General features: G+C 58.5%; 18 protein-coding genes. 12 read left to right on the top strand and 6 right to left on the bottom strand.

Going from position 1 to position 19,348, the window contains the following annotated elements; translation table 11 throughout:
• Positions 1-164: 164 nt before the first annotated feature.
• From C2E25_RS13700 to C2E25_RS13665, 8 genes are all read left to right on the top strand, one after another.
• Complete coding sequence (locus C2E25_RS13700; protein WP_158247272.1) at positions 165-584, top strand: type IV pilus modification PilV family protein; 420 nt, start codon at positions 165-167, stop codon at positions 582-584.
• Entirely contained in the window at positions 581-1,450 is an 870-nt protein-coding gene (locus C2E25_RS13695; protein WP_103116295.1) for a PilW family protein, read from the top strand. The genes C2E25_RS13700 and C2E25_RS13695 overlap by 4 nt, the downstream gene beginning before the upstream one ends.
• Positions 1,425-2,024 carry a PilX N-terminal domain-containing pilus assembly protein gene (locus tag C2E25_RS13690; protein ID WP_103116294.1) on the top strand — a complete coding sequence of 200 codons (600 nt, stop codon included), beginning with the start codon at positions 1,425-1,427 and terminating at the stop codon, positions 2,022-2,024. Before C2E25_RS13695 ends, C2E25_RS13690 begins: the two co-directional genes overlap by 26 nt.
• 28 nt (positions 2,025-2,052) lie before the next feature.
• Positions 2,053-2,403, top strand: coding sequence for a hypothetical protein (locus C2E25_RS13685; protein ID WP_103116293.1), 351 nt, complete (start codon positions 2,053-2,055; stop codon positions 2,401-2,403).
• A gap of 54 nt (positions 2,404-2,457) precedes the next feature.
• Positions 2,458-6,396: a PilC/PilY family type IV pilus protein gene (locus tag C2E25_RS13680; RefSeq protein WP_158247270.1), complete on the top strand. Its 3,939-nt coding sequence runs from the start codon at positions 2,458-2,460 to the stop codon at positions 6,394-6,396.
• 1 nt (position 6,397) lies between these two features.
• Positions 6,398-7,075: a hypothetical protein gene (locus tag C2E25_RS13675; RefSeq protein WP_103116291.1), complete on the top strand. Its 678-nt coding sequence runs from the start codon at positions 6,398-6,400 to the stop codon at positions 7,073-7,075.
• Between the two features lie 225 nt (positions 7,076-7,300).
• On the top strand, positions 7,301-7,780 hold the full coding sequence (locus C2E25_RS13670) for a prepilin-type N-terminal cleavage/methylation domain-containing protein (protein WP_158247269.1): 480 nt from the start codon (positions 7,301-7,303) through the stop codon (positions 7,778-7,780).
• Positions 7,781-7,893: 113 nt separating this feature from the next.
• The gene (locus C2E25_RS13665; RefSeq protein WP_158247268.1) at positions 7,894-8,889 is read left to right on the top strand and encodes a S1C family serine protease; all 996 of its coding nucleotides are present in this window, start codon (positions 7,894-7,896) and stop codon (positions 8,887-8,889) included.
• Here C2E25_RS13665 and C2E25_RS13660 read toward each other — a convergent pair.
• Positions 8,886-10,244, bottom strand: a complete 1,359-nt coding sequence (locus C2E25_RS13660) for a sigma-54-dependent transcriptional regulator (protein WP_233189436.1) — start codon at positions 10,242-10,244, stop codon at positions 8,886-8,888. The genes C2E25_RS13665 and C2E25_RS13660 overlap by 4 nt on opposite strands.
• Positions 10,237-11,757, bottom strand: coding sequence for a sensor histidine kinase (locus C2E25_RS13655; RefSeq protein ID WP_103116288.1), 1,521 nt, complete (start codon positions 11,755-11,757; stop codon positions 10,237-10,239). The genes C2E25_RS13660 and C2E25_RS13655 overlap by 8 nt, the downstream gene beginning before the upstream one ends.
• Positions 11,758-11,924: 167 nt before the next feature.
• Between C2E25_RS13655 and C2E25_RS13650 the strand changes: the two genes are divergently transcribed.
• From C2E25_RS13650 to C2E25_RS13635, 4 genes are all read left to right on the top strand, one after another.
• A complete protein-coding gene (locus C2E25_RS13650; protein WP_103116287.1) occupies positions 11,925-12,479 on the top strand; it encodes a hypothetical protein in 555 nt (184 codons plus the stop codon).
• Between the two features lie 61 nt (positions 12,480-12,540).
• On the top strand, positions 12,541-13,140 hold the full coding sequence (locus C2E25_RS13645; RefSeq protein ID WP_103116286.1) for a DedA family protein: 600 nt from the start codon (positions 12,541-12,543) through the stop codon (positions 13,138-13,140).
• A gap of 213 nt (positions 13,141-13,353) precedes the next feature.
• Positions 13,354-14,376, top strand: a complete 1,023-nt coding sequence (locus C2E25_RS13640; RefSeq protein WP_103116285.1) for an agmatine deiminase family protein — start codon at positions 13,354-13,356, stop codon at positions 14,374-14,376.
• Complete coding sequence (locus C2E25_RS13635) at positions 14,373-15,254, top strand: carbon-nitrogen hydrolase (protein ID WP_103116284.1); 882 nt, start codon at positions 14,373-14,375, stop codon at positions 15,252-15,254. The genes C2E25_RS13640 and C2E25_RS13635 overlap by 4 nt, the downstream gene beginning before the upstream one ends.
• A 153-nt stretch (positions 15,255-15,407) precedes the next feature.
• On the opposite strand, the gene C2E25_RS13630 is transcribed toward C2E25_RS13635, so the two are convergent.
• The 4 genes from C2E25_RS13630 to C2E25_RS17900 form a co-directional block, all read right to left on the bottom strand.
• The gene (locus C2E25_RS13630; protein WP_103116283.1) at positions 15,408-16,274 is read right to left on the bottom strand and encodes an HDOD domain-containing protein; all 867 of its coding nucleotides are present in this window, start codon (positions 16,272-16,274) and stop codon (positions 15,408-15,410) included.
• Positions 16,271-18,217: a GspE/PulE family protein gene (locus C2E25_RS13625; RefSeq protein WP_233189435.1), complete on the bottom strand. Its 1,947-nt coding sequence runs from the start codon at positions 18,215-18,217 to the stop codon at positions 16,271-16,273. Before C2E25_RS13625 ends, C2E25_RS13630 begins: the two co-directional genes overlap by 4 nt.
• Positions 18,218-18,327: 110 nt before the next feature.
• Positions 18,328-19,134, bottom strand: coding sequence for a hypothetical protein (locus C2E25_RS13620; protein WP_146032979.1), 807 nt, complete (start codon positions 19,132-19,134; stop codon positions 18,328-18,330).
• Positions 19,131-19,348: hypothetical protein (locus C2E25_RS17900; protein WP_233189434.1), on the bottom strand; the 218-nt coding region annotated here is incomplete at its 5' end. The genes C2E25_RS17900 and C2E25_RS13620, both read right to left, overlap by 4 nt.

Below are 19,348 nucleotides of genomic sequence, written 5' to 3'. Positions count from 1 at the left end.
CGTGAACACATTTCTCGAGTCTCTACAAACAGGGGTCTGCAACCGTGAACGGCAACTGGCTGACAACAACTCGAAACGACAGACAGGCACACGAAGAAACGCTGTCCGGGGCTGCCGTGGATGCGGCAACGATGCCCCACCGGACACCGGGAAGGGAGCGAGCCATGGCGAAACCCGCAATGACGAGTCAGTACGGCTTCACCCTCCTGGAAGTCCTTGTCGCTCTGACCATTTTTGCCATCGGCCTGCTGGGCGTCGCCGGTCTGCAATTACGGGCGATATCGTTCAACAACGGGTCAAATATCCGCACCACGCTGGGGACAACCGCCCAGAGCGTCATGGAAGGGGTCATGGCCCTGGAAAGCGACGACCCCAGGCTGGCAACCAGCGGCACAGCCCAGTGGGATCTTGATCCGGATTCTGCCGCCACCACCCTGACCCTGCCGGGAGGGGGTACCTATTCGGCGACCTGGACGGTGACCGTTGACACTCCAATCACGGGCATCTCCAGAATCACTGTCAATGTCCAGGGGCCTCAAGGGAGCACCATGACACTCACCAGTTACAAGGGATACAATCTATGAGAACTTCGGGTCGGCGGAAACCAGGAGACAATCGCCGGGCAGGTTTTACGTTGCTCGAATTATTGATCGGCATCGCCATCACAGGCATTGCTCTTGCGGCGATTTACTCCCTCTATATCACCATGCAGAGAACGACAACCGACCAGTCCCGCGTCGTGGACAGTCAGCAGAATCTGCGTGTCGCCATGGACTTCATCAGTCGTGACCTGAGCATGGCCGGAGCCATCATTTACCGCAACACGCCCGGAATCGCCGCCGGATCCGATGCTTCGACCCTGACCATCAATACCGCGTCAAGTTCCGGGGCGTTCGCCCTCATTTCCAGTAGCCTCGAAGTGCCGCAGAGCGCCACCACGACAAGTAACGAAGCATTTACTGTCGAGGTCCCCGCAATGGTCGACCGGTTCTCAGCGGGCGATTCGGTCCGTATCTACCGCCCCCAGAGCGGCTCGCAACCCTACAGCGCCCTGCCCCTGACCGTTCAGTCGGTCAACAGCGGCACCCGAACCATCACCATTGCCGGGTTCGGCAGCCTCGCCGAACCGATTCAATACAATACCGGCGATGTCATCGTCCGGATAGGCGCGGGCGCCCCCGACCCGTCAAGCATCACCTGGACCCTGAACGGCACCGACCTGACACGACAGGCCGACAGTGGAGGGCAACAGGTGGTCGCCGACAATATCAGCCAGTTACAGTTTGACTATATCTTGAACGATGGAACCGAGGTTGCAACCCCCTCGGCATCACAGCTGGCGGATATCTCGGCAGTCAGGGTCACCCTGGTCTCCACAACCGCCAAACAGGCAAGCCAACAGAACCGGCAGAGGAGTCTGAGCAATGTTGTTCACCTTCGCAACCATTAAAAACAAGAACTGTTCCAGCTCCCCGGCGGGGGGCAAAAGAAACCTCTCCTCCATCCCGACAGGGCAGCCGTCCCCGATCGCCAATCAGCGTGGCATTGCCCTGATTGCCGCCATCTCGATTCTGGCGGTCATGAGTGTTCTCGGCCTTATCCTGATGTCGTCCTCAACCACGGAAATCCAGCTGTCAGGTCATTTCCGCAACGGCCTGGAAAGCTTCTACACCGCCGACAGGGCGATTACCTACGTCTATCGCAACGGCATTTCGACCAACACCACCGTGGTCGACCTTTACAACGACCAGGACACCACGGTCAGTCCGGCGGTGCTCTACCGGGACCGTATCGTCGTCGGCAGCGGAGCCCTCGAACCGAGTCAGTACAGTGCCAACTCGGATGACCGCAACAGCGTCCTCTACATCGGCACCAGCCCGCCGCCGGTCGGCTCCGGAATGGACGTGAACTACTTTGTCGCACGAAACTACGCCATTTCGGTGGTCGGCATAGCACCGGCGACGGCACCGAATCCATCGCGCACCGCACTGCGCTCACAAACATCCATCATTGTCCCCAAATGAGGCCAGCCCATACCGAAGGAGGCCAACCATGAGATACCTCGCCCTGATCCCGCTTTTCCTGCTGTTGGTGACCGTTCCGAGCCTGGCAACCGAAGATGGCGGGGACGACGCCTACATCAGCACCACTCCTTACCCGGGCATCTACCAGGCAGACAGGCTCTATCAGTACGACGACAGAGAGCAGCTCTGGTACGGAGCAAAACGGCCTAAGCTCTGGACATCGATTCCCTGCGACAAGGCGCGCACCACGTTGCGCGAACGGGGTTCCTGGACCGGCAACCTGTCGGATACCGGCCGATGCCTCGGCAATGCCGAGGCTCCGACCTGGGCCAGCGGCAACTATCTCAATTACCTGGCGGAAAAGAATGATCGTGACTGACTCCCGGGGAGCGCAGAAACCGGGTGCATCCGCTACCTCGAAATGGAGAGGGTTATGAATAAACTCACGCTTGCAGCTCTGATCTCGTTGGTCTTTTTCCCCCTTACGGCCATGGCCCAGCCGGATACCTATATCGGCGACACGGCCATCTATGGAGGCACCACGGCCTCTCTCAAACCGAACGTCCTGATTGTTTTCGACACCTCGGGAAGTATGGGCAACCAGGTCAACGTTCAGGTCTGCGAGCCGGACTCTGACGGTGACGGCATCGCCGATAACAAGGACAACTGCGTCAACACCCCCAATCCCAGCCAGACCGACACCGACGGCGACGGACTCGGTGATGCCTGCGACAATAACACCACCTACCCCGACACCGACGGTGACGGGATCACCGACAACATCGACAACTGCCCGACCGTTCCCAACGCTGACCAGGCCGACAGCAACGGCGACGGTGTCGGTGACGCCTGTACCCTGACGACAGGCTCCTACAATCCGAACTCGGATTATACCGCGATAACCGGCACCAAGTATTGCGGCAAAAAGGAAAACGGCAGCTATGACAAAACCTGCAAAAAAAACACGGTCTACGAATGTGAGCAGAAAAACTGGAACAACGGCACCTGTTCCGACTGGAAGGAAAAGATATCGAATGTCACCAATGTCTACTGCAGCGGCCCGCGGAATAAACTTATCAACAACGGGCACTGGACCGGAACAAGAAAATTAAGGACCAGCAGTTGTCAGAAGGAGGATAAAACCTACCAGTACGCCACCGGCAACTGGATCGTCTGGTACAATCAGTCCGGCGGCAACGCCGACCTCGACACCGGCATGAGCATGGAACAGTACGCGCAGATCCCAACGGCTGACACCACCGCGGACACCAGCGCCGCGGGGCAGGTCTGCACGACCATTCGCGAAACCAAGAACCAGATTGCCCGCAATGTCGTGGAAGACCTCATCCGCAGCACTGACGGCGTCAATTTCGGCCTGATCGGGTTCAACTACAGCCAGGGGGGCAGTTTCCGCACTCAGAACGTCGGCGGTAAAAACTACACGACCTATGTCAAGGACATGACCGCCACTCACACCGTCAGCGGCAGTGTCACCATCACCAACGAGGACGCCCTGATTGACGTCGTCCGCACCCTGCCGGCCAACAGCTGGACCCCGCTGGGAGAAACGCTCTTTGAATCGCTGCGCTACTTCCAGGGCGGTTACAGCGCCTTCAACGGCAATTTCAAATACACCTCACCCATTACCGCCAGCTGCCAGGAAAATTACATCATCATCATCACCGACGGCATGGCGACCATGGATAATGACCCGGTTCTGCGAAGCATCTGCTCCGCCGGCGACTGCGACGGCGACCGCAAAGAACAGAGCGGAGGAGGATGGTATGGCAGCACCGACTACCTTGACGATGTCGCCAAGTACCTGCACGATACCGACCTCTCCCCTGAAACCGGCACATCAGGCTTCCCCGGCACCCAGAATGCCCTGACCTTCACCATCGGCTTCGGTCTTGGCGGTGCCGACGCCCAGGCGGTCCAACTGCTGAAGGACACTGCCGCCAACGGCGGTGGCAAAGCCTACCTGGCCTCCAATTATCAGACCCTGACCGGCGCCCTGACCTCGATTATCGGCCAGATCCTGGAGGTCAACAGCGCCTTCGTGGCTCCGGTCGTCCCCACCAGCCCGGAAAACAAGACCTACAGCGGTCGGCGCGTCTACCTGGGCTTTTTCAAACCCATTGTCGGCAACGACTGGCAGGGGAACCTGAAAAAGTTCGGCATCAATCATGACGGCGACGTGGTGGACAAGAACGGGGTGGTCGCGACCGATGCCAACGGACGCTTCCTGCCGACATCCACCTCGTTCTGGTCGGTGAATCCGGATGGCGGCAATGTCAATGAGGGTGGTATCGGTGACGTGCTGCAGGCACGCGACCTGGCGGCAAACCCGAGAAAAATATACACTTACCTGGGCACCAGCAAAGTTCTGACGCAACCGGTCAACCTGTTCAGCAAGAGCAACACCAGCCTGACGCCTGCCGTCCTGGCGGTCAGCACGGCAGCAGACCGGGACCTCATCATCGACTACATGCAGGGATACGACAGTTATGACCAGGACCTCGACGGCATTACCGCCGAAAAACGCGCCTGGATCATGGGCGATATTCTCCATTCAAAACCCTTGATCCAGCCCTACAACAACTACACGATCAACAATGAGAGCGACCCGAACCTGAACAAAACCGTTATCTTCTACGGAGGCAACGACGGAATGCTCCACGCCTACCGGGATGCCGACGGGGTGGAACTCTGGGCCTTTGTCCCGCCCCCCGCCCTGTCGCGCCTCAAGTACCTGGGAGGCTCCACGCATCAGTATTTCGTCGACGGCAGTCCGGCGGTCTACGTGTATGACGCCGACCATGACGGCAACATCGGCCCTGGACCCGAAACGGCTGCGACAGATACAGACCCGGCAGGAGTCACCGACAATGGCCAGAAGGACAAGGTCATTCTCCTGGTCGGCATGCGCCGCGGTGATGGTATCGACACTCTTGATCCCACCGCCAATCGCGGCTATTATTTCGCACTCGACGTCACCAATCCGACCGCGCCGCAATTCCTCTGGGATCTTTCCGGGACAACCACCGGGTTCAGTGAACTTGGAGAAACCTGGTCCGATCCGGTCATCGGCACGGTCAGACTGGGATCGTCCAACAAGGTTGTTGCCTTCATCGGCGCCGGTTACGACAACAACGAAGATCTCAGGTTCGGCAATACCCAGCACTTCCCCGACGGGACTTCGCCGACCTCGCAGACGACTCTGCCGACCGCCGACGGCGGCAGTGCTACAAGTACCGGCACGTCAGACCAGGTCAACCCCCGAGGACGCGGTATCTACCTGCTGGAACTTGCAACCCTGAACACTACCGGACCGAGCATCAACACCGCTCCGACCAAGCTGTGGGAGTACGTCTACTCCTCCGCCCGGGCCGCCACCGACCCGCAGAACAATCCAACTTATTCTTTTGCCAGCGCCCTGAAACCGATTGACAGCAACTTCGACGGCTACGTCGACCTGGTCTATGCCGGTGATACCGGCGGCAATATCTGGCGGTTTGACATCTCCAGCAAGGTATCCGCCGGCAACTGGGATGGAAAAAAGATTTTCTCGGCCAACCCGAGCGACGCAACGATCAGCGGTGAGACCCCGGCAACCCAGGGGCGCAAAATCTTCTATCCGCCTTCAGTCGTTCAGGAGAGCAATTACATCGGTATCTATTTCGGCACCGGCGATCGCGCTCATCCGCTCAATCAGGCGGTCACCGACCGGCTCTATGCCGTCTATGACTATCACTACAAGCCGAATCGACCCAGCAACCTGGCCCCCATGACCGAAGCGAACCTGGTCAACCTGACCCAGGACTTCCTGCAGGCCTCGAGCCCGCAACCGAATCCGCAGGATCTGAGTACCTGTACACCGACGGACACCTCGACCGGCTGCACCCTGCAAAGGTTGTTCAATCCGCAATATCCGGGCTGGTTCGTCAAACTGGATCAGACCAGCGGCGAAAAAATCCTCGCTCCGGCACTGGTCTACAACAAGGTCGCATACTTCACCTCATTCACGCCGAACGTGATGACCAGTGATCCCTGCCTGTCCGGCAATCTCGGCATCGGCAAAGTCTACGCCGTCGACTACAAGACAGGAGAAGCCGTCTTCAATTTCGACTTGAACAATGACAACCAGTATGCTTCCAATACCAATATCCGGGCGACGACGAAGAAAACCGGGGTCATCCTCAGGAGAAGCGACCGGGTTCTGACGTTGGGAGCAGGGATTCCTTCCGGCGCCGTCATCACCGTCCACGAAGATCGCAGTGCCGGAGCCCTGATCGGTTGCGGCGGGGGTCTGTGTACCAGCGAAACCAAGAGCGGCGGCAGTTACCAGCCCCTTTACTGGCTGAGGGAATAGGATGAGATCGGTACAACTGGGAATCTTCCTGAGCCTTCTCATCCTCTGCTCGGGATGCGACAGGCAGCAAACCGCATCGGCTCCGCAAGGGGCCGATGCGACCGTCAAGAAAACACGGCGTCTGCCGGCAGGAACAGGTTCGGGCAACGAGGGCGGCCCCACATTCACGGCAACTCTTCTGCCTCAGCCGGTGACTGTCACCAGACCGGCGATTGTCAATATCATGGGCTGCGGAACGGATGTTGATGTGGAATGGTTGGTCGACAACCGGGAAAAATCACCGACAACTCCGTTCAGACTGAACCCGGATAATTTCAGAGTGAACTCGGTCATTGAAGCCCGTATCCAATGCGGCGACAAACAAAAGATTCTGAAAACAACAGTTAAAAACAGTCCCCCCCGAATTTCCCGGGTCATGTTCAAAAACCCCAGGGTGCGCCCCGGAGAGCCGATCACCGTCATCCCGCAAGCTCATGATCCCGATGGCGATATGATTTCATTTGACTATCGCTGGACAGTCAACGGCGAAGAATTGTTCGATGTCAATGGCGCGACCCTGCCGGGCAGATACGTGAAAATCGGAAACGAAATAGGCCTGGATGTAACACCCCGGGACGACACCGAAGCGGGTCCGGTCTTCCCCGGAGGGCGGTTCATCATTCCCGATCCGAATGACTAGTACCATGTAACCCATAATCTTTCGCAACTTGCTGGTTATTTTCCGCGTCAGCTGCGTTGCGCTTCACCGCTTCATAGCTACGGCTATGCAGCGGAAAGCGCGCCTTGTCGACACGGAAAATCCCGGCGCAATATTACGAAATCCTATGAGTTACAGGGTACTAGCATCTGAAGCAGAAAACAAAGACTGCGCTTTCGGCATGATACGTGGTCAGGAGGAATCCATTTGAAAAACTCGGCAGCCGGCTTTTCCCTCATCGAACTCATCGTCGTCATGGCGATCATGGCCATCGTAACGACCATTGCCGCCCCGTCCTTCATGCAATGGCGGCAGAACGCGGTCTACCGGGAGGCCAGTCTCGATTTGCTCGGAGCGCTTCGCAAAGCGAGAAATTTTTCTATCTCCAACAACAGGGAATACCGGGTCGAAGTCCAGCTCAGCAACCGGAGATTCAGGTTGTCCGAAGGAAACCTGGCAAGCAACAGTTCGGCCTTTACGCCTTCAAGCTGGTACAATTTCCCGACTTCCATCACCTTGCGAAGGAATGCAGACTGTCTGGGGACCGCCGATCTGACCTTCGGCTTCAACCCCAACGGCACCTCAAATTCCGGCTACATCTGCATCATGGACAATTCCTCCCCACCGGTCAGACATTCCAGGGTTGGTATCCCCTCGGCCAGCACCGGACGGGCGGTTGCTGATTGACCCTGCGATACCTGGTCCCGGAGGGAAACCCGGCTGATTCGTTCAGGAACCGGTTCATGCTGAGTGTCCCGCAACCGGCCGGGATTTTCTTCTTGCTTGGAGGCTTGCCCGTTTTGTTTCAGCGCAGCACCAACCAGGCCGGCGGCCGTTCTTTATGGCTGATCATTATTCTCCTTTTCCTCTTTGCAGGATTGCCCTCGAACTGCCCCGCCACGGCAAGGGGTTCCTCGCAGAGGACCGCTATTGAAACTGCTTCATTCGACCTGCTGGCCAATGGCCGACTCATCGGCAATGGCTGGTTCGCCAGTCCTGCCGGCTTCGCCGTCACCGCGGCCCACCTGCTTGCCGAAAATGATTCCGTGGAAATTTCCTCCCCCGCGACGGGACGGCGGAAGGCCGATGTCATAGCCGTCGATCGGGCCTACGACCTGGCTCTCCTGCGGATCCCAAGAGACGGAGACTTCTTCCCCTACCTGCCGATTTCATCCCGGAAACCGACGGTCGGCCAGGCTGTTTTTTCTTATGGTTCCGCGCTCTTTCGTCACCAACTCCATTTTCAGGGGATGGTATCGAAAACCCGACCTCATTTTGAATGGAACGCTCGTAACCAGTGTTACAGCCAGGTGTATCTGCTCTCGGCAATGACACCGAAAGGCTTGTCGGGAGCGGCCTGGGTGAATGACAGAAATGAAGTTGTCGGGATACAGAGCGGCATGATGACCTGGAAAGGAGCCCTCATGGGGACGGCCTTTATCGCTCCGGCAGAGGCTATTGCTTTTCTGCTGAAGCATAAGCGGCCCCGTCCTGCCGCAACCCTGGGATTGCAGGTCGCGGAAACCATGGAAGGGGTTTCCACAACAAACCATTCCGGTTCCGGCCTGCTGGTAACGAGAGTTCTTGCCGACAGTCCCGCCGCGCAATCCGGGATCAGCAAAGGAGACCGGATTCTGACCCTGAACGGTCGAAAGATCCGTTACCGGGATGATTTTTTGTCGACGGTCAGAAATACGGAGGAAGGGCAAAAGCTGCTGCTCGAACTCAAACGGGGCACAGAGAACTGGAAGCTGAAAATCACCCCCCGACCGCTGTCGGCCGCCGGCCGGCCTTAACCCTCCTCCTGATACTCCTTGATTTTATACATCAGGGAGCGCAAGCTGATTTCCAACAGTTTTGCGGCTTTGGTGCGGTTTCCATCCGTCTCGGCGAGGGCCTTGTGGATATACTCCCGTTCCAGTCTCCGCACGGCTCGTTTCAGCGACAGGTCCCGTGACGCCTGCCGGTTCCGCCGCCGCATTTCCCAGGGAAGTGCCTCAATGCTGATTTCGTCCCCACGGCAGAAAATCATCGTTTTTTCGATGAAATTTTCCAGCTCACGCACATTGCCGGGCCAATTGTAGGCCTGTAGCCGGGCCATAACCTCCGGATGCAGCTTGGGCACGGGACGCCGCTCACGATAGGCAATGGTCCGGACAAAGTGTTCGGCCAGCAGCGGGATATCCTCACATCGTTCACGCAACGGCGGCAGCGTCAGTTCGATAACGGCCAGACGGAAGAACAGGTCGCTGCGAAAACGGCCGGCGGCAACTTCATCCTGCAGGTTGCGGGCGGTCGCAACCACCACCCGGGTATCGATCCGGCGCGGCCTGGTTTCACCAACCCGCCGGACTTCCCCTTCCTGAAGAACCCGCAACAGTTTCGGCTGCAACTCCAGGGGCAGTTCGCCGATTTCATCCAGAAACAGGGTGCCTCCGCTGGCGACGATAAAGAGTCCATCACGCGCCTTGTCGGCTCCGGTGAAGGCCCCGCGGGCATGACCGAAAAGCTCACTTTCAAGCAGACTGGGGGCAATGGCGCTGCAGTTGACGGCCAGGAAGGGGCCGTCCTTGCGCTGACTGGAGAAATGCAGCGCCCGGGCGATCAATTCCTTGCCGGTCCCCGTTTCACCGGTCACCAGTACCGGGGAACGGGCAACGGCCACCTGGGCCACCTGCTCGGCCAGGTTGGCCATAACCGAGCTCCGGTAGACCAGATCCTCCAGCGTTTCGTTACGGGCGAGTTCCTTTTTCAGCAGCCGGTTTTCCCGCAACAGCCGCATCCGTTCTTCAGCCTTGCGCAGGGTGAGAATAATTTCGTCCGGCTTGAAGGGTTTGGAGATGTAATCGTAGGCGCCCTGTTTCAGACATTCAACAGCGGTATCAAGACTGCCGTAGGCGCTCATCATGATGACCGTCGCGGCCACCCGACGCCGTTGCAGTTCCTTAAGAAAAGCCATGCCGTCCATTTCCGGCATGCGAATGTCACAGAGGATCAGGGAAAAACTTTTCCGTTCCAGAAGTTCAAGGCCCTCCGGTCCGGTTTCGGCATCGCTGACCTGGTACCCGGTCCGTTCGAGAACCATTCGCAGCATGGAACGCATGCCGGGTTCATCATCGATGACAAGGATATGCCTGATCATTTCAACCATCAACATCTCCAGCAGGCGGTAGCAGAAGAGAGAAACAGCTGCCTTCACCTTCCACCGATTCAACCCTGATCTCCCCACCGGCTTCGGCCATGACCCGCTGGCAAACCGCCAGCCCTAGCCCCCGCCCCTTTCCAGGAGCCTTGGTGGTGAAAAAGGGTTCGAACAGTTGGCTCTGAACATCGCTGCTCATGCCGCAGCCGTTATCCGCGACCCGCAATATAACCCGATCCGCCACCACTTCGCCCTCTAGGCGAATGATCCCTTGACCGTTGCAGGCGTCGCGGGCATTGATCAGCAGGTTGACCAGCACCTGTTCAAGCTTGCGACGATCCATGGAAACGGAAGGTAGAACAAGATCTTCAGCATAGATCAACCGCATATTCTTCAACGTTCCCTGCAGCTGGAGCAATTCGATCGTCTCCAGAACCGCATCCCAGGGATCGAAAGGGACGGGATCAGAGGATCCCGGTGCGGCATAGTCCAGCAAATCCCGCACCAACCGATCAATTCTCTCAGCTTCCCGGATTGCAAAATCAGCCATTTCGGCCGACTCCCCGACGGGCAGGTCCTGTCGCAACAGAGCCAGGTACCCCATCAGGGCACCGAGTGGATTGCCGATTTCATGGGCCATGCCCGCCGCGAGGTGACCGACGGTCGCCAGTTTTTCACTGCGCACCAGTTCATCGCGGGTCTGCCCCAGCTCCTGGTTGGCCCTTTTGAGTGACTGGATGGTTGCCTCAGTCTGCCGTCGACTCTGTTCCAGGGCGCGGGTCATCTGGTTGAAACTGCCGGCTAAACGGGCAATTTCCAGCGGCCCTTCGGTCGCAAGAACCGTGTCGAGCTGCCCCATGGTGACTTTCTCCGTCGCCGCGAGCAGGTTTTTCACCGGCTGAATCACGTTACGGCGCATCAGCAGGAATCCGGCAGCGGCCAGGACCAACCCGTAACCAAAAGCGTAAAGGAAAACCCAACGCCGTGCCCGGCGTATCTGTTCACGCAGGGGAGCGAGAGAATATTGCACCACCAACAGACCACGAGCGGGAGGCTGGGTCGAAAGGGGAACAATCACCCGGGCACTGCCGTCCCAATCCCCGGTGAACAGCGGCAGAGGATTCCAGTCAACATCCAGGGCTTCCTCTCTCTGCAGCAGCAGGCGGCGCAGGCGAATCGTCGAAACCTGTGGAACATCCTCGATGGCATATCCCTGCACCAGCTTGAGTCGGGCATCGTAAAGCCACCAGGCTTCTGCGCCGAAGTCCCGTTGAAGCCGACTGAGACGAAACTGGACCGGACGAACGTTTCCATCGCGAACCTGGTCCATCGCCGTTGAACGGCTCACTTCGAGCAGCAACGCCAGATGCTGGTCGAGAAATTTCTGTTCGGCAAAGCGCAGAAAGAGAAAGCCGCCAAACAGCAGGGCCGCGCCGAGAAGCAGAACCAGGGTCAGCAGAATTTCACGGTTCAGACCGCCGTGTTTCCGGCCTGTACGGATATTTTCTATTTTACAGTTCATAATTGATTGAATTTTCAATAAAATAGCGAATAGGCACAAAGTTGCAAAGAAATTCTTTTTTACCCCCGGATCCTCCAGGCCGATGTCCACAGCCTTTTTTCTGCTATACCTGAACCTGCGAGTTCTTGACCGATGGACAACACAACTGACTGATTCCAGGTTGTAAAATGAAAACCATGACCGTTGTGAAAATAATTGTTCCCGGCATCCTGCTACTGTTTCTCTTCAGTTGCAGTACCGCCCCGAAAGGCAGTGACGGCAAGGAACTGCACAAGAAACTCTACCTCGATGCCAACCTCGAATTCACCCTGACCGTCCCCGATGACTGGTCACGACGGTTTCTTCCCGCTACCGTCGGTTCTCCGGCAACCTACGCCGTCATCTGGCAGTCACCGATCGACAAAGAGACTCCTGATATTGACCTGGCTGAAATTCGGGTTGACCTGCTCTCCCGGCAAACGCCGATGGATGAAAAATCGCTGGCCAACAGATTCCAGCTCAGCCATCCGGGCTTCAACAGTACGGCGGTACGAAAACTTGAGGATGTCCTTTTCACCACCGTGGAACTCCTCGGCCACACCTCGGCGCGGAGCTATCAGGTACTCTTCATTCAGGCACCGAAGCAGGTCTACCAGATCAGTTTTTCCAGCGTACCGGAACAATTCGCGCCGAACCAGCAGCTCTTCAAACTGGTTTTCGGTTCCTTCGCGCCACTTGAATAAGGTCCGGGTCACCAGCTCAAGCTCGAAGCCCCCTTTTCTTGTTTAACAATGGCCGCAACCCATGGAAGCCTGGCTGCAAAACTTTTTCACCTACCTCCCCGACGGCGCCCTCTATTATCTGCTGATCGGCCTGATCGCGTTCTGTGAATCGCTGGTCGCCATCGGCCTGCTGCTTCCGGGCAGCACGCTGTGTGTCTTCGCCGGATTTCTCGCCCTGCACGGCAAGGGCGACATTCTTGCCCTGGTCGGCGTTGCCGCCACCGGCGCTTTCGGCGGCGACCTGCTCAGCTACCTGCTCGGCGCCAGGTTTGCCGGACCGATGCTGAAGAGCCGGTTGCTTGCCAATCGCCTCGGCCTGGTACGCAAATCTGAAATTTTTTTCGCCGCCCATGGCGGGAAAAGTGTCTTCTTTGGTCGTTTTTTCGGCCCGGTACGCGGTTTTATCCCCTTTGTTGCCGGCGGTGCCGGAATGAGGCCGGCTCTTTTCACCGGTTATTCCATGGTCAGTGCCATCCTCTGGGGGCTGGCCTACCCTGGAGTCGGCTACCTGGCGGGAATCAGCTGGCAGAACGTGCAACTGTGGACCGGCCGTTTCAGTCTGCTGATTCTGGCCGCGCTGTCGCTGACCGTTGTCTGGATCTGGTTGCGCAACAGGAAATGAAGAATTGATGGCGTCGCAAAAACTCACCAGCAGCTGTGTTGCTGCGCTTGTCTCGCTGCTTCGACGTACGTAAGTACTCCTCATTGCTTGACAACCGCGCGCCTTGCCGCTGGCGCTTTTTGCTTTGCCAACAACATTGTTGTTTTCTTAAAATTGCGACCGGGATGCAATTTCTGTAAAGTGCGCTGACAAATCCCCGCACGGAGCAACACTATGTCAATTCGTCTGCCGGCGGAATGGGAACCACAGGACGGTATCCTGATCGCCTGGCCCCATACCGCCACCGACTGGGCGGAAACCCTGGACGAAGTCCTGCCGGTCTACCTGCAACTCGCCAAAGCTGTCAGCGACCGGGAAAAACTTCTTATTGTCACCCCTGAACCGGACTCGGTGCGCCGTCAACTGGACGACGCCGGCATCATGCGAAACACTATCCGATTAGCCCGGGCGACAACCAACGATACCTGGTGCCGGGACTTCGGCCCGTTGACGATCTATCGCGGCGAACAACCGCAACTGCTCGACTTCGGTTTCAATGCCTGGGGGCTGAAGTTCGCTGCCGATCTCGACAACCAGGTCAGCCGCAGGCTGCATCGCCAGGGCTGCTTCGGTGCGATCGGACTGGTCACCGACGGCCTGATTCTCGAAGGCGGCAGCCTCGAAAGTGACGGCCGCGGCACCCTGCTGACCACCTCACGCTGCCTGCTGAGTGCCAATCGCAACCCGCAGCTCAGCCGCGAACAACTGCAGGCGCGGCTCTGCTCGCGATTCGGAGCCGACCGCGTGCTGTGGCTCGAACAGGGGCAACTGGCCGGGGACGACACCGACGCCCACATCGACACCCTGGCCCGGTTCGCCCCGGATGATGTCATCCTCCACGTCGCCTGCGACGATCAGCGGGACGAACACTATACCGAACTGCAGGCCATGGCCACGGAACTGGCCACCCTGCGCACCGCCGCCGGCCGTCCCTACCGCCTGCTTCCCCTTCCCTGGCCGCAGCCGATCTGCCGTGACGGCCGCAGGCTGCCGGCAACCTACGCCAACTACCTGGTCATCAACGGTGCGGTGCTGGTCCCGACTTACAATGACCCGGCCGATCAGGCGGCAAAGGACATCATCGGCGCCGCTCACCCGGGACGCGAAGTGATCGGCATCGAGGCACGACCGCTCATCACCCAGGGCGGCTCGCTGCACTGCCTCACCATGCACCTGCCGAAAGGAGTGCTGCCATGAAAACCCTCAAGGTCGCCCTGATTCAGCAGCCCTGTCCCGACCCGCCTGACGAGGCCCGCCGCATCAGTGACGAGGCCGTGCGCCAGGCGGCTGGACGGGGCGCCCGGCTGATCGTGTTGCCGGAGCTGCACTGCGGTCCCTACTTCTGCCAGCAGGAGCAAAGCGAAACCTTTGATCGCGCCGAACCGATCCCCGGGCCCTCCAGTGACCATTTTTCCGCCCTGGCCCGGGAACTTGATATCGTACTGGTCATATCCCTGTTCGAACGGCGGGCCGCCGGGCTCTGTCACAATACCGCCCTGGTCATTGAAAGGGACGGCACCATCGCCGGCCGTTACCGCAAGATGCACATTCCTGATGACCCCGGCTATTATGAAAAATTCTATTTCACTCCCGGCGACCTCGGCTTTGAGCCGATTGCCACCTCGGTCGGCAAGCTCGGCCTGCTGATCTGCTGGGATCAATGGTACCCGGAAGCGGCACGCCTGATGGCCCTGGCCGGTGCCGAAATCCTGATTTACCCGACCGCCATCGGCTGGGACAGGCGCGACGACGAAACGGAACAAAAGCGTCAACTGGAGGCCTGGCGCACCGTTCAGCGCGGCCACGCGATCGCCAACGGCCTGCCGCTGCTGGCGGTCAACCGCGTCGGCCATGAGCCGGACCCGTCCGGCAGTTCGCCGGGGATCACATTCTGGGGCAACAGCTTCGCCTGCGGTCCCCAGGGAGAATTGCTGGCCGAGGCGGGCGTGGAAAAAACGGAATTGCGGGTGGAAATCGACCTGCGGCGGAGTGAACAGGTTCGACGTATCTGGCCCTTTCTCCGCGATCGACGTATTGACGCCTATGGCGATCTGCTGAAGCGCTTTCGCGACTGATCAGGAAATAGCCGCCACGGGTTGATTGAAAAACTTCCTGAATCTGTGGGTTCATGGCGGATGAAGAGTGCAAGGGCTTGATCTGAATGCGATTTTCAAAAATCTGAGGCGCACCAGAAGGTTCGCTGGTGTTTTTTGGAAAGTGCAGACGGGTCAATGACTTGTGCTATTCGCCGGCAATGAATTCACTGATTCAGGAAACTTGTCCTCCAGGGCGATCTCGAGCTGCGCCAGAGTGGTTTCCTTGACCCCGAGCAGTTGCGCTTCGCGACTGGTCGCCAGCACCAGCTCGGGATGATGGACCAGGGAGATCCCCAGCTTGCGGCAGGCCTGGTCGGCCAGCATCACCAGCGTCAGCAGAGAGGACTCGATCGGCGGTTCGGGATGATGGTGGTAGCGCACGATGTCGGCATACTCGTCGGGAAGCCCCCAGTGCTGCATCAAGCGATACCCCTGCTCGACATGCATGCTGACCAGGACTTCCATCACCAGCGCCTCAGAAAGCCGGGTCTGCGGCTGGGCCCGACAGACATCTTCCAGCACCTTGAGTAGAAACAGGTGGCCGATATCGTGCAGCAGACCGCCGAGGAAGGCCTCCTGCATCAGGGTCTGATAGCCGGTGTTTTTGGCCAGCCAATAGGCCCCCAGGGCGCAGCCGAGAGAATGTCGCCAGAGCTTCTCCATCAACAGATTGAGCCCCTTGTGACGACAGCGGTAGAGTCCCCGTTGGGTCACCTGCACCGTCAGTCGCAGCACCTCCCTGGCCCCGAGGCGCACAATCGCCTCATTGATGGTCACCACTTTCTTCAATCCACCGTAAAAACTAGAGTTGGCTTCCTTGAGGATTTCGCTGGCAAGAGCCTGATCACGATTGATCAGGGCGGCACATTTCTCCACGCTGAAATCCGCTTTGCCAAGAGCCCGCTGCAGCTGCAGGGCGGTCTGGTTGAAGACCGGAAGTTTCAGGTCCTCGGCGGCCAGGGCCTGCTCGACCATGGCCAGCAGTGACGGGGCACTCATCGCTGTTCTCCTGTCAGTCGGTAAAGCTCGGGCAATCCCCTCGGTTTCCCAAGTCGCGGCAGCAGTCGCATCACTTCCTGCAGCGAGATCAGGCCCCGCGAGGCCTTGACCAGGCCATCCTCGTAGAGGGTGATCAGGCCGCTGGTTTCAACACTGATGCGGCGAATCTCATAGGAGGTCTTGCGCTGCAGAATGGCATCCTTGACCTGTTCGTTGAGGACCAGCAGTTCGAAGACCCCCACCCGGCCGTGATAACCGGTAAAGCGGCAGCGGGAACAGCCCTTGCCGGTCATGAAGGACGTCCCGGCCAGGTCGGCCTGCTGATAGCCGAGATGACGCATATCGGCTGCTGTCAGGGTATAGGGTTCGGCACACTCACAACAGATCTGGCGCAACAGCCGCTGGGCCAGGACACAGACCACGGTAGAAGAAATAAGAAACGCCTCGATCTCCATGTTCATCAGGCGCAGCAGACCGCCGATGCTGTCTTCGGTATGAAAGGTGGTGAGGACCTTATGGCCGGTCAGGGCGGCCTGAATGGCGGTTTCAGCCGAGAAGTGATCGCGGATCTCACCGAGAATGATGACATCCGGGTCCTGGCGGACGATGTGGCGGAGGGTCTCTTCGAAGGTCACGCCGATCTGGGCGTTGATGGAACACTGGGCGATGCCGTCGACGATGTACTCGACCGGATCCTCGGCGGTGATGATACTGGTCTCCATGTTGTTGAGATAGTTGACACAACTGTAGAGAGTGGTGGTCTTTCCCGATCCGGTCGGCCCGGTGACGATCAGCACCCCGCTTGGCAGGTCGAGAGCATCATAGCGGAACCGATCGAGCATCTTCGGCGCCATGCCGATATCGTTCAGCTCCAGCAGTTCTCCCTTCTGGTTGAGCAGACGCAGCACCACCTTTTCGCCATAGATGGTGACATAGAAGGAAACCCGCAGATCGAGTGTTTTCCCGGTGGTTGGACTCTCGTAAAGGATACGACCGTCCTGATGACGCCGCCGTTCGGTGATATTGGCCCTGGCCATCACCTTGAGCCGGCTGGTGATAGGGGCCGCCAGGTCCAGGCTCAGGTTCTGATGCTGCAGCAACACCCCGTCACAGCGGAAACGGATCCGCAGGCGATCCTTGAGCGGCTCAATGTGAATATCGCTGGCCCCCTCCTTGACCGCCTCATCGAGCAACTTGTTGATCAGGCCGATAACCGTATGCTCATCACATGCAGTTCGAGAGACTTCGCGTACATGACGGTATTTCTGCAGCCATTCGGCGATGGCCTTGGCCGAAGCGATACCGACGTCGATATCCCGGCCGAACAGGTCCTGCGCCATGGCCAGGTCTTCCTTGTCCTGGGGATCGACCAGGGCGACCAGGATACAGCCATTATCGCTTTTAACCGGTACGAACTGATGCTGCTGATAAAGCTTGAGCGGTGCCCGCGAAAGCAGGGAACGATCAAGTTCCTCGACATCGAGGTCGATTGCCTTGAGCCCCAGCTGGTAGGAGAGGACCTCCAGGAATTTGTGTTCTTCGATGAAATGATCCGCGACCAGGATTTCACCGAGTCGGCGTGCCCCACCCGACTCTTTCTGCCTGGCAAGAGCGGTCTGCAGGTCCTTCTGGCGCAGGTAACCGAGTTCGACCAGCAAATCCCCGATGCGCATCCCTACCCGGTCCTGCTGCAGAACCTGACGCAGCTGGTCATCATGGATATAGCCCAGCTCCTGCAGGACCTGCAGCAGGGTTTTCGGCGTTGCCAGCTTCTCCAGGACGCGTCGCGCATACTGCAGTTGCCGGGCTGTCAACAGACCATGACGAATCAGGAACCCGGCCAGCACCTCCCCGCTGCTGGGCAACGGGCAGTCGGCGACAGCTTGTTGCCTGCCTGGTGGCTGAACAGTCTGCTGAAGCTGCGGGGGCATGGTATCCGGCATCAATTTTCCCATCGGTGAAAGGTTCTGTTTCTTCTATCGACCGATGGTGCCGAATTGTTTACCGCTTCGCCTGCGGACCGCAGGGAAAAACCGGGGCTGCCTCCACGAGCTTACTGTCCAGCCTGTTCTCGTTCGATTTTCAGCATGCGGCGACGGGCCAGCCAGACGGCCAAAAGGTAAACGAGGGCGAATGGGGTGCCGCGAAAGATAAAGACCACCCAGTAGCTGAGCTCCATACCGAAACCGACGAGGCTGGCGAGCACCAGCGGAACCAACGAAACCAGCGGTACGGTCGCCAGATCCCGCCAGCGGCCGTGGAACCTCCACAGCGCGTAGCCCTGCAGGAGCAGGTAAAAGGGAATGGATGCGCAATTCAGGTAGAATAGCAGCGCGTCGAAACTTTTCTTTCTCTGCTCAAAGGGATCGGAGATCCGTTCCCGCACCCAATCCTGATGACGTTCAAGCTTCTTGACCCAGTTCGGTTTTACCCGTTCGCCGGTGACTCCGGCCGCCGCCTTCCAGGAAAACGTGAATGGTTTCGAGATTTCGGCTATCTTCTGCCGCTCGGCATTGAGGATCTCGACCCGCACCTCGTCGATGTGGGTCACGTTGGAAAAGCCGATCCAGCCCAGCGCTTCACCTGCGCCGGCTCTCTGCAATTCCGGGTGGCCGCTGTAAAAACCGGCCTCGAGTTTCTCTCCGTGCAGGTAGGCCGCATAGCGGAAGGCCAGCGGGATATCGCTCTGATAGGCGACCTTCAGGAAGAGCTGCTGGTCGACGGCCAGCGAGTTGCCGGGCTGCGGGTCCGTTGTGACAAGACGGACGTGCAGATTGAAATCGGCCTGCGCCGGAACGACATAAAACGGGACCAATGCAATTAAAAGCAGTAAGCGGCATGTCTTGTAGGCAACTGTCATCGGGAATTTTCTCGCTCAACCTGGGGAGGGCACTGAACCTGGCGATCAACTCTCCGGGGTTCCGCATCACAGTTGTATCTGGCCGGGTGGTCGACCGTAAAGAAGAATTTCTTTTCAGTGTATAGCCCGTCACTTCCCATTCCGTCAATTTCCAATTGAATCGGGTAGGAGGCGGGGTTGCCCCCGCCGTCCTCCCACACCACCGTGCGTACGG

Origin of the sequence: Geothermobacter hydrogeniphilus (assembly GCF_002898515.1) — a bacterium.
Classification (GTDB): domain Bacteria; phylum Desulfobacterota; class Desulfuromonadia; order Desulfuromonadales; family Geothermobacteraceae; genus Geothermobacter_A.
Note: the sequence above shows the minus strand (reverse complement) of the source record. Positions and strands in the feature narration are given on the sequence as shown.